The following is a 10,609-nucleotide window of genomic DNA, read 5'->3' as shown; positions in this document are numbered from 1 at the left end:
TTGCGGGGCGGTCTTCCGGACGGTGCGACCGGACTAGAGCGAGAGCCCGTGACCGAACCGGAACAGCGGATCGGCGGTGTCGAACGGCACATCGGGACGGGAGGCTTCGACAGCGTCCATCGACCGCGGCAGGTCGAACGGCAGCCTGCCCTGGGCGGGGAACGCGGCGCTGAGCACGTCGAGGAGCGCGGCGCTCGAGGCCCCCCAGTTCACGGTCACCGCGGCCGCGGCCTCGACGATCGGGGTGAGGATCGGCGGACGATCCGCGAGCACGTCGACGACGGTCGGCACGACGGCGGCGACCGCGCGGACGTGCGCGACCACATCGTCCGAGAACGCGAGAGAGCCCGCGTGGAAGAAGTTCTCGAACATCGTCTCGCGCTCTTCGAACGGAGCCTGCAGGCGGATGACGGCCAGGTCGGCTTCCTCCGGCGTCGTGACGATCTCCCCGAACGATGCAGCGACCGTCGCGTCGACGCCCTCGACGTAGAGCTTGCGGCCGGGGGCCAACGGCAGGGCACCGTCGTTCATGAGCACCGTGATCGAGGCGCGCTGGGCGGCCTCCCCCGCGGCTCGGAAATCGGCTCGCCCGACGATCTCGTCGGCCGCGTCCTCGTCGACGTACGGGTTTTCGAACAGCCCGAGCTCGAACTTCTCGCGCAGGATGCGGCGAGCCGAGACGTCGAGTCGCTCCTCGGTCACCTCACCGTCGGCGATGAGCTCGAGCAGCAGCTCCGGGTTCGCTTCGCCGCCGAACTGGTCGGCTCCGGCCTCCAGCACCTTCTTCATGCGCTCGCGCGGCGTGAGATCCTCCACGCCCCAGGCACGTGCGGGGAAGGGCTGACCGAAGATCTCGGAGTCGCTGATCAGGCCCCAGTCGGTGCACACGAGACCGTCGAAGCCGTAGCGCTCACGCAGCAGGCCGGTGATCACGGACTTGTTGAACCCGAATCCCACCTCCTCGTACTCCGTGCCGACGGGCATCCCGTAGTACGGCATCATCTGCCGGGTCCCCGCGGCGAGCGCGTCTTCGAACGGCTTCAGGTGAAGCTCGAACTCGCCGCCAGGATAGATCTGCTCGCGGCCGTAGGGGAAGTGCGGGTCCTCGCCATCCTTCTGCGGACCGCCTCCGGGGAAGTGCTTCGTCATGGTCGATACGGAGCCGGGGCCGAACGACGCGCCCTGGAATCCGCGGATGTAGGCGGCGCCGAGCTTTCCCGACAGTTCCGCGTCTTCGCCGAAGGTCGCCGTCTGCCGCGCCCACCGCGGCTCGGTCGCGAGGTCGACCTGCGGGTGCAGCGCGACCCGCAGCCCGACCGCCGTGTACTCCTGTCGGGCGATGTCGGCGAAGCGCTCGACGAGCGCCTCGTCACGGGTGGCGGCGAGGCCGAGGGTCTCGGGCCATTGCGAGAAGGGGCCGGCGAGGATCGACGCACCGGGGTTCTCGCTGAACGAGTGCCGCGGGTCGGTCGACAGCGTCACCGGGATACCGAGACGCGTGGATGCCGCCAGCCGCTGCAGCGCATTCTGCCATGCGGCGATCTCGCGGCCGGTGGGCGCGGCGCCGAGCAGGTTGAAGTGCGTCATCCGCTTGGTCTCGAGGAATTCGCGGGCCGATGGGGTCGCGAAGACCGGATTCGGTTCTTCGAGGTCGCCGATGGCGATCATGGTGTGGAAGAAGAGTCCCGCCTTCTCCTCGATCGTCATGGCGTCGAGCAGCAGCTGCACCCGCTCGTCGACGGGGAGGTCGGTGTCGAGCCACGGGCGTGCGGTGATGGTCTCGGTCATGGTCACTTGACTCCCTTGATGCGGTAGACGAGAACGGCGCCGGCCAGCGCGACGACCGCGCCGAACAGGTACCAGGTGGTGTAGCCGCCGAGCGGTGTGGCTGCACCGATGGCGATGATGCCGGGGGCGATGGCCGGGGCGATGGACTGCGGCAGAGCGTTGGCGATGTTCAGCACACCGAGGTCCTTGGCCACGTCGTCGGGGTTGGGCAGCACTTCGGTCGCGAGGGCCAGGTCGACCGAGAGGAAGGACCCGGCGCCCAGTCCGATGATCGCCTGCGCGATGATGACGGTCGTGACGTCGGGGGCGACGGCGAGGATGACCAGCCCGACCACCATGATCACGCCGGCGATCGCGACGAAGGGGCGACGCTTGCCGATCTTGTCGGAGAGGAATCCACCCAGCGGCGAGGAGATCGCCATCGCCGCCATCGAGGCGAGGTTGGCGGCCAGGATGATGCCGACCGCGCCCTGCTCGTCGAGGCCGAACTTGGTGACGAGGTAGAGCGGCAGGAAGGTGGCGATACCGGCATAGCCGAACATCACGAAGAACTTGGTGAGCCAGGTCCAGCCGAAGTCGGGGTGCGTGCGCGGGTTGAACACGAACGAGCCGAAGAACATGCCGACCGTGAACTTGTCGGCCGGCTTCTCGGTGAGGCGGCGATCCTTGAGGATCAGGACGAACACGATCACGAGGATCAGGGCGATCACGCCGGGGACGACGAAGCGCTCGAAGTCGCCGGGGAGAAAGTTCACGAGGAAGCTGCCGGCGAGGATGCCGATCGGGGTCGTGATGCCGATGATGCCGGAGACCTTGCCTCGGCTGGTGACCGGCACCTGATCGGGCAGCGTGGCGTTGGCCGCGGCCAGCACGGCGTTCATCGCGGTCTGCACGAGGCACCAGGCGAGCAGGACCATCCACACGGAGGTCGCCGAGCCGATGAGGAGGAAGCCGCCGAGCCCCACGATCGCGCCGCTGAGGATCCACGGACGACGCATGCCCCAGCGCGAGGTGGTGCGGTCGGAGAGCCGGCCGACGAGCGGGTTCGCGATCAGGGCGAAGATCGCGCCCACGCCCATCACGAGTCCGAGGCTGCCCTCGGTGTTCACGGGGTCGATGTGCTGGATCTTGAATGCCATCGACACCATGACCGGGGTGAGCAGGGCGAGGTAGACGCCGAAGTTCACGGCGGCGAGGCCCGGCGTGTAGCCGCGCGGGGTCTTCGGCGGCGTGGTTCCGGGGGCCTTGAACCCGGTGGTGCCGACCGCGGCCGCCGTGGCGGCGGATGACAGCTCTGTCATGACAGTCCTTTCGATTCACCGCACGTCTTCGGGCGATGCGGTCTGGGATGACGATACACCAATCTCGACCATCTGGTAACTGAAACCAGACCGATTGGTAATGAGCGAGGATAGGATGTGGAAGGAGGATGCGATGACGACGACGGCGACCGGCTCCCGGCACGCGCGCGCTGCCGCCACGCGCCAGCGGATCCTCACCGCCGCACATGACCTGTTCGTCACCCGCGGCTACCGGTCGACGTCTCTGCGTGATATCGCCACCGCGGCCTCCGTCAGCCATCCAGGGCTCCTCGGCCATTTCGCCTCGAAGGACGACCTGCTCGGCGAAGTGGTCGCCGAGCTCGAAGCCGAGAACGAGACCGTGTTCAGCGCCATCTCGGCCGCCTCCGAGCCGGGCGAGCTGGTGTTCTCCGGCATCGCCGAACGGAACGCGCGCACCGCAGGCTACCTCGAGCTGTTCGCCGCGCTCACGGGCGAAGCCTCTGCTCCCGGACACCCTGCGCACGAGCGGATGCGCGCCCGGTACTGCCGACTCCGCTCGCTGAGCATCGACGTCCTGGAAGACGCGAAGCACCACGGCGTCATCGCGGCCGATCGCGATGTCGACGGGGAGACGGTGCGACACACCGCCGGATGGGACGGGCTGCAGCTGCTGTCGCAGTATCTGCCTGATCGGGTCGACGTGGTGGAGATGCTCGAGGAGCGGGAGAACCTCTGGGCACTGCCGCTCGGGTGGCGGAACCCCGACGACGAGCCCTCGTCGGACACCTCTGACCCGGCGGGGCCCCTGCCCGCACTGCGCACGACCGCTGCAGCCGACGTCGATCCCGGCTATGCGGTCGGCCGTCGTCGTCGCGCGCAGATCCTCGCCGATGCGACCCGCCTGTTCGCCCGCGACGGCTACGGCGACACCAGCCTGCAGGACATCGCGACCGCGGTCGGGGTGTCGAAGTCGACGCTGCTGCACCACTACCCGTCGAAGGAACTGCTGCTCAGCGCCGTCCTGACCGAACGCGACAGCGCCATCAACCAGAACCAGGGGTTCGCCGGCGCCGCGTCAGCGGGCGAGCTGCTGCGCGGCATCCCCGACGGTGCCGCGCTCAGCGCGCAGGAGGAACCCGGTCTGATCGAGGTGTATGCGGTGTTGTCGTGCGAGGCCGTGCCCGCCACCCACCCCGCGCATGACTACTTCGCGATGCGGTTCGCGAACGCCCTCGACTACTTCACCGAGCTCTTCCGGCTCGCCCAGGTCGACGGCGACCTACCGGCGCACCGCGACCCCGCGCACGAGGCCACCTGGCTCATCGCGATGTGGGACGGCCTGCAGTACCAGTGGCTGTACGACAGGGAGCGGCTCGACATCACCACCCACCTGCGCGCACATCTCGACGACGTGCTGCCTCCGCGCTGAGCGCGCGCGGAGTCGGGCGGTGATGGTCAGGGCTCAGATCAGGCCGCGGCGATGACCGCGAGAACGCCCTCGCCGTACGCCTCGCGTTTCTTCGCACCGATACCGGTGATCCCGTCGAGGTCGGCGAGGGAGGCAGGACGATGCTCCGCGAGCGCGCGCAGGGTCGCGTCCCCGAACACGATGTAGGCGGGGACGCCCTGCTCGCGGGCGGTCTCGGCCCGCCAGGTGCGCAGCGCCTCGAACAGACCCCGGTCTCCGGCGTCCAGGGCATCGGCGGCACTGGCCTTGCGAGCCCGACCGGACGAGGTCGGACGCCCGATCGTGTCCTTGCGCAGCGGTACAGCCGTCTCGCCGCGCAGCACTCCGGCGGCCTGCTCTCCGGGAGCGAGGGTGCCGTAGTCGCCCTGCGCGACCAGGATGCCACGAGCGAGGAGCTGCCGGACGACGCTGCGCCAGTCCTGATCGGAGAGGTCGTTGCCGATGCCGTAGGTCGCGAGCTTCTCGTGTCCCTGCTGCCGGATGCGCTCGGTCGAGGCGCCGCGGAGGATGTCGATCAGGTGGCCGGCACCGAACGCCTGATTGCGCTCACGCTTCAGCCGCACGATCGTCGAGAGCAGCTTCTGCGCGGGCACGAGCCCGTCGAACGTCTCGGTGTTCTCGAGGCACGTGTCGCAGTTGCCACAGGGCTGCGATTCCTGACCGAAGTACCCCAGCAGGTTCTGCCGGCGGCACTCCACGGTCTCGCACAGCGCGAGCATCGCGTCGAGGTGCTGACCCATCCGCATCTTGAACGTGCGGTCGCCGGGGCTCTGGTCGATGAGCCGGCGCTGCTGCACGACGTCGCCCAGACCGTACGCCATCCACGCCACAGAGGGCTCGCCGTCGCGGCCGGCGCGACCGGTCTCCTGGTAGTAGCCCTCGACCGACTTCGGCAGATCGATGTGCGCGACGAAGCGCACGTCGGGCTTGTCGATGCCCATGCCGAACGCGATGGTCGCGACCATGACCACGCCGTCTTCACGGAGGAAGCGCGCCTGGTTGGCCGCCCGCACCTCGGCGGGCAGACCCGCGTGGTACGGCAGCGCATCGAACCCCTGGGCGGCGAGGGAGGTCGCCGTCTGCTCGACCGATTTGCGGCTGAGCGCGTAGACGATGCCTGCCGCGCCTTCCGGCTGCGAGCGGATGAACTGGACGAGCTGCTTGCGCGGGTCGACCTTGGGCACGATGCGGTATTGGATGTTCGGGCGGTCGAAGCTCGCGACGAAGTGGGCGGCACCCTCGAGGTGCAGCCGCTCGGTGATCTCCTTGTGCGTCGCCGCGGTCGCTGTCGCCGTGAGCGCCATGCGCGGCACCCCGGGGAACCGCTCGCCCAGGTCGCCGAGAGCCAGGTAGTCGGGACGGAAGTCGTGACCCCACTGCGACACGCAGTGGGCCTCGTCGATCGCGATGACGCTGAGCGTTCCGCGCTGGAGCAGCGCCGTGGTCTGCGCGTTCGACAGACGCTCGGGGGCGACGTAGATGAGGTCGAGCTCGCCGGCGACGTAGGCCCGCTCGACCTCGCGACGCTCGTCGATCGCCTGGGTGGAGTTGAGGTAGGCGGCCTTCACACCGTTGGCCCGCAGGGCATCGACCTGGTCGTGCATGAGCGCGATGAGCGGGCTGATCACGAGGCCCGTGCCCTCACGGACGAGGGCGGGCACCTGGTAGGTGATGCTCTTTCCGCCACCGGTCGGCATCAACACGACGGCGTCTCCGCCGGCGATGACCTGCTCGACGATCGCCGCCTGGTCGCCGCGGAACTCGTCGTAGCCGAAGACGGTGTGCAGAGCCTCGCGCGCGGTCGCGTACCGGCTCGGCGTCGCGCGACGAGCGGCCGGAGCCGCGGATGCGGGGGCCACCGGCGTGACCGGACCCTGACCCCAGTCGAGCGGCGGCTCGTAGCCCGCCCCCTGCGGCTCCCAGTCCATCGGCTCGGGCGGGGCGGACGACTCCCAGCCGTCGTCGTAGGGCTCGTCGGCGTACGGCAGGTCCGCGTACGGGTCACGGGGAGTCTGCGGCATCCCTCCAGCGTAACGACCCCCGCCGACGCGGGAGGCGCTTCCTCCACACCCTCGACCGCCCGGGCTGCCGAAACCCAGGCCACCCGCCTCCCCCACGGAGTGTCGCACTCCGACGCGCCGGTGCGGCAGCAGACGGCCTGGGTTTTCGCCGGGCCCGACCGCGCACGCGGGGCGTAGGTTGGAGGCATCCGTTCGAAGGAGCAGCCGATGACCGCCATCACCGTGACCCGCAACGACGAGGAATCGCGCTACGAGATCCGTTCCGACGACGTGCTCGCGGGCTTCGCGGCGTACGATCTGCGCCCCGGATCCATCCGCTTCATCCACACCGAGATCGACCCGGCGTTCCAGGGCCAGGGCCTGGCGGGCACGCTCGCATCGGCGGCGCTGGCGGATGCGGCGGGACGGGGTGACGCCATCGTCCCGCTGTGCCCGTACATCGCCAAGTACCTCGAGACGCACGAGATCCCCGGCGCCGAGATCCGCTGGCCGAAGACCCCCTCTGCACCTGTGGGAACCGCGGACGAGGACCCGACGGGCCGAGCGGAATGATCGGGCAGCACCGCCTCATCCTCGAGCCCCGCGAGGTGCCGCTCGGCGGGGTGCGCGGCATGAACGTGCTGCGCGCGCTGCCGCACCGGAACCTGCCCACGATCGGCGCCTGGTGCTTCCTCGACCGGTTCGGACCGGCCGACACGAAGATGCGGGTCGAGCCGCACCCCCACATCGGTCTGCAGACCGTGACCTGGCCGCTCGTCGGAGAGATCCGTCACCGCGACTCGCTCGGCAGCGACGCCGACCTGCGTCGCGGGCAGTTGAACCTGATGACCGCGGGCAACGGGATCTCGCACTCGGAGTACTCGATCGGCGAGGATCCCGTCCCCCTCGATGCGCTGCAGTTCTGGGTGGCGCTCCCGGATTCGGCCCGCCACGGCGCTGCCGGGTTCGAACGGCACACCGCACTGCCCGCACTCACCGTCTCGGCCGACGAGGGAGCGGATGCCGAAGCCACCGTCGTGCTCGGCGAGTTCGCCGGCGTGCGCTCACCCGCCACGGTGCACACCCCGATCGTCGGGGCCGAGATCGTGCTCGCTCCCGGCTCGCGTGTGCTTCTGCCGCTGCGCTCCGACTGGGAGCACGCCCTCATGCTCGTCGAGGGAGATGCCGTGGTGGCCGCGCATCCGCTCGATCGCAACGCACTGCTCTACCTCGGCGACTCCCGCGACACCGTCGAGGTGTCGAGCACCGAGGGGGCCCTGCTGTTCCTGCTCGGCGGCGCGCCCTTCGAGGACGACATCGTGATGTGGTGGAACTTCGCCGGCCGCTCGCATGACGAGATCGTCGAGGCGCGCGAAGAGTGGGAAGCGGAGTCCGTGACGGGAGCGGCATCCCCTCGCTTCGGCGCGGTCGACGGTCACGACGTGCGCATCCCCGCTCCGCCGCTCCCTGACGTGCGGCTCATGCCGCGCAGCCGGAAACTCTGACTCAGCCGCGCTCGGGCGTGTGCACACGAGCGAGGAAGCGCTCCGTGCGCGGCGACGGTCCCCGCGGATCGAAGAGCGACACCACGACCGTCACGGCCGTGGCGAGCGGGATCGTCCAGGCGGCGGGCTGCGCGAGGTAGGGCGCGGCCACTCCGACTCCCCCGACCGCCGCGTGCACCAGCAGCGCGAGTCCGGCGGCGATCCCGCCCGACAGCATCCCGGCGACCGCGCCACGGGCGGTGAGCCCTCGCCACCAGACTCCCAACAGCACGACCGGCGACAGCGTCGACGCCGCCACCACGAACACCACGCCGACGCTCGACCCGAGGCCGGCCGGTGCCGTGAGCAGCGCCACCACGAGCGGCACCAGCGCACAGAGCACGGCCGACAGGCGGAACGACCGCACCGAGCCGGAGAACACGTCCTGACTGATCACGCCGGCGAGCGACACCACGAGGCCGGCCGATGTCGCCAGGAACGCCGCGAACGCCCCCGCGACGATCAGCGCGGTCAGCAGTTCGCCGAACGCTCCGGGGAACACGCGCGACGGCAACAGCAGCACCACCGTGTCGGCGACACCGGGAACCGCGAGGTCGGGAGCGGCGATGCGCGCCAGCAGCCCCATCGTGCTCGACACCGCATAGAACGCGCTCACCATGCCGATCACGATGACGGTGGTCCGCCGCGCCGACACCCCGGTCGGACTCGTGTAGAACCGCACCAGCACGTGCGGGAGCCCCATCGTCCCCAACAGCAGTGCGAGCAACAGGGATGCCGTCTCGTAGGCGTCGAAACCCGAGGGCCCGGCTTCGACGGGAAAGACCAGCGCGGGATCGACGTCGTGCGGACCGCCGCTGAGGGCGAACGCGATGAACACCACCGGCACCAGGAGCGCCGTGAGCTTGAGCCAGTACTGGAACGCCTGCACATAGGTGATGGCCCGCATGCCGCCCGCGGCGACCGCCGCCGCCACGAGCACCGCGACGGTCACGGCCCCCACCCATTCCGGAAGGCCGGCCACGACGAGGAGCGTCAGCCCCGCTCCGTGCAGCTGCGGCACGATGTAGAGCCAGCCGATCACCAGCACCGCGATGCTGGTCACGCGCCGGGCCGACGTCGACTCCAGCCGCGCCTCGATGAAGTCCGGGATCGTGTAGGCGCCGCTGCGTCGGAGCGGCGCCGCCACGAACGCGAGCACCAGCAGGTAGCCGGCCGCATAGCCGATCGGGAACCAGAAGCCGCGGGCGCCGTCGAGCAGCACGAGACCCGACAGTCCGAGGAAAGTGCCGGCTGAGAGGTACTCGCCGCTGATCGCCGACGCGTTCCACACCGGCCGCACGGTGCGCGACGCCACGAAGAAGTCCCCCGTCGTGCGCGAGATGCGCAGGCCGTAGATGCCGATCAGCAGGGTCGCGACGATGACGAGCGCGACGCCGATGAGGTCGAGCACCGCGTTCATTCGCGATCCCGGAGCGCGCGGTATCGGCGCTCGTTGCGGGCGGCCGTGCGCACGTAGAGCACCGCGAACACGAGGATGATCGGATAGAACGCGTAGGCCTGCAGCAGCCACGACAGCGGCAGGCCCCAGACCACGACCTGTCCGACCTCGGGGACGAGAGCGATCGTCAGGGTCAGCGCGATCACCACGACGACGAACCCCGCGACGGTCCCGAGCGCGAGCCGGAGCTGACTGCGCATCAGGGCGCGCGCATACACGGCATCCGCCTCGTCGACGGGCGAGCCGGGGAGCGCGATGCCGCGGGTGAAGGTGGTCGGCCTCCGATCGGGCAGGTCGGCCGTCACACGAACCCGCTTCGGCTTCTCGGTCATCCTGCCCCCTCTCCGCGCAGCAGCGCGTCGCGCACCGCGGGTACCAGTCGCCGGCTGACCGGGAGAGACGTCGCACCGATCGACACGGTGGGCTCCGACCCCGACAGCCGCGCCTCGGTCACGGCGGCGATGCGCACGAGCGAAGAGCGGTGGATGCGGAGGAACCCGGCATCCGCCCATCGCGCCTCCAGCTCCGAGATCGGGATGCGCACCAGATGACCCGTCCCATCTCCGGTGTGCAGTCGGGAGTAGTCCCCCTGCGCCCGCACCCAGCGCACGTCGCTGCGTTTCACGAACCGCACGACCGAGCCGACCGTGACCGGCAGCATCTCGTCGTCGCCCGATGCCGCGGCGTCCCCGAGCTCGACCACCCGGTCGACCGCCCGCCGCAGACGCTCGAGGCGCACGGGCTTGAGCAGATAGTCGGCGGCACGCAGCTCGAACGCCTCCACCGCCTTCGCCTCGTCGGCGGTGACGAACACGACCGCCGGAGGTTCGGCGAGGGTCAGCAGCGCCCGCGCGAGCTCCATCCCGGTCAACCCTGGCATGTGGATGTCGAGGAACGCGATCCGCACCGCGCGCTCCGACATCAGCCGCAGCGCATCCGCGCCCGACGACGCGGTGAGGATCTCGCCGATGCGGGCGTCAGTGCCGAGCAGGTGGACGAGCTCGTCGAGGGCTGGACGCTCGTCATCCGCGACGAGGACGTCGATCGAGGGGGCGCTGTTCGTCATG

The 10,609-nt window shown here is 70.0% G+C and carries 9 protein-coding genes; 3 read left to right on the top strand and 6 right to left on the bottom strand.

Features of this window, described 5'->3' with window-relative positions:
- Window positions 1-33 precede the first annotated feature (33 nt).
- Together L687_RS24665 and L687_RS24660 are read right to left on the bottom strand one after the other, a co-directional pair.
- Window positions 34-1,788 (bottom strand): glycoside hydrolase family 3 protein, encoded by a 1,755-nt coding sequence (locus L687_RS24665; protein ID WP_031206717.1) that lies wholly within the window; start codon window positions 1,786-1,788, stop codon window positions 34-36.
- Window positions 1,789-1,790: 2 nt separating this feature from the next.
- Complete coding sequence (locus L687_RS24660) at window positions 1,791-3,089, bottom strand: MFS transporter (protein ID WP_021198469.1); 1,299 nt, start codon at window positions 3,087-3,089, stop codon at window positions 1,791-1,793.
- A gap of 133 nt (window positions 3,090-3,222) precedes the next feature.
- Here L687_RS24660 and L687_RS24655 point away from each other — a divergent pair, with 133 nt between their 5' ends.
- Window positions 3,223-4,500 (top strand): TetR/AcrR family transcriptional regulator, encoded by a 1,278-nt coding sequence (locus L687_RS24655; RefSeq protein ID WP_031206716.1) that lies wholly within the window; start codon window positions 3,223-3,225, stop codon window positions 4,498-4,500.
- Window positions 4,501-4,538: 38 nt separating this feature from the next.
- On the opposite strand, the gene recQ is transcribed toward L687_RS24655, so the two are convergent.
- Entirely contained in the window at window positions 4,539-6,560 is a 2,022-nt protein-coding gene (gene recQ / locus L687_RS24650; RefSeq protein WP_021198467.1) for a DNA helicase RecQ, read from the bottom strand.
- Window positions 6,561-6,767: 207 nt separating this feature from the next.
- Between recQ and L687_RS24645 the strand changes: the two genes are divergently transcribed.
- Window positions 6,768-7,112, top strand: a complete 345-nt coding sequence (locus L687_RS24645; RefSeq protein ID WP_021198466.1) for a GNAT family N-acetyltransferase — start codon at window positions 6,768-6,770, stop codon at window positions 7,110-7,112.
- A complete protein-coding gene (locus tag L687_RS24640; RefSeq protein WP_021198465.1) occupies window positions 7,109-8,044 on the top strand; it encodes a pirin family protein in 936 nt (311 codons plus the stop codon). Before L687_RS24645 ends, L687_RS24640 begins: the two co-directional genes overlap by 4 nt.
- A 1-nt stretch (window position 8,045) precedes the next feature.
- Here the strand turns inward: L687_RS24640 and L687_RS24635 are convergent, their stop codons facing one another.
- From L687_RS24635 to L687_RS24625, 3 genes are read right to left on the bottom strand one after another with little or no spacing between them, the layout of a single operon-like run.
- Window positions 8,046-9,503 (bottom strand): sodium/solute symporter, encoded by a 1,458-nt coding sequence (locus tag L687_RS24635; protein WP_021198464.1) that lies wholly within the window; start codon window positions 9,501-9,503, stop codon window positions 8,046-8,048.
- Complete coding sequence (locus tag L687_RS24630; RefSeq protein WP_021198463.1) at window positions 9,500-9,874, bottom strand: hypothetical protein; 375 nt, start codon at window positions 9,872-9,874, stop codon at window positions 9,500-9,502. The genes L687_RS24635 and L687_RS24630 overlap by 4 nt, the downstream gene beginning before the upstream one ends.
- Window positions 9,871-10,608 carry a LytR/AlgR family response regulator transcription factor gene (locus tag L687_RS24625; RefSeq protein WP_021198462.1) on the bottom strand — a complete coding sequence of 246 codons (738 nt, stop codon included), beginning with the start codon at window positions 10,606-10,608 and terminating at the stop codon, window positions 9,871-9,873. Before L687_RS24625 ends, L687_RS24630 begins: the two co-directional genes overlap by 4 nt.
- Between the last annotated feature and the right edge of the window lies 1 nt (window position 10,609).

The sequence above is a fragment of the Microbacterium maritypicum MF109 genome, assembly GCF_000455825.1.
Lineage (GTDB): Bacteria > Actinomycetota > Actinomycetes > Actinomycetales > Microbacteriaceae > Microbacterium > Microbacterium maritypicum_A.
This window is presented reverse-complemented; position numbering and strand designations above follow the sequence as displayed.

What these genes read in the sequence shown, in the direction of transcription:
- L687_RS24665 (WP_031206717.1), bottom strand. Translation starts at nt 1,788, where the DNA reads ATGACCGAGACCATCACCGCACGCCCGTGGCTCGACACCGACCTCCCC.
- L687_RS24660 (WP_021198469.1), bottom strand. Translation starts at nt 3,089, where the DNA reads ATGACAGAGCTGTCATCCGCCGCCACGGCGGCCGCGGTCGGCACCACC.
- L687_RS24655 (WP_031206716.1), top strand. Translation starts at nt 3,223, where the DNA reads ATGACGACGACGGCGACCGGCTCCCGGCACGCGCGCGCTGCCGCCACG.
- recQ (WP_021198467.1), bottom strand. Translation starts at nt 6,560, where the DNA reads ATGCCGCAGACTCCCCGTGACCCGTACGCGGACCTGCCGTACGCCGAC.
- L687_RS24645 (WP_021198466.1), top strand. Translation starts at nt 6,768, where the DNA reads ATGACCGCCATCACCGTGACCCGCAACGACGAGGAATCGCGCTACGAG.
- L687_RS24640 (WP_021198465.1), top strand. Translation starts at nt 7,109, where the DNA reads ATGATCGGGCAGCACCGCCTCATCCTCGAGCCCCGCGAGGTGCCGCTC.
- L687_RS24635 (WP_021198464.1), bottom strand. Translation starts at nt 9,503, where the DNA reads ATGAACGCGGTGCTCGACCTCATCGGCGTCGCGCTCGTCATCGTCGCG.
- L687_RS24630 (WP_021198463.1), bottom strand. Translation starts at nt 9,874, where the DNA reads ATGACCGAGAAGCCGAAGCGGGTTCGTGTGACGGCCGACCTGCCCGAT.
- L687_RS24625 (WP_021198462.1), bottom strand. Translation starts at nt 10,608, where the DNA reads ATGACGAACAGCGCCCCCTCGATCGACGTCCTCGTCGCGGATGACGAG.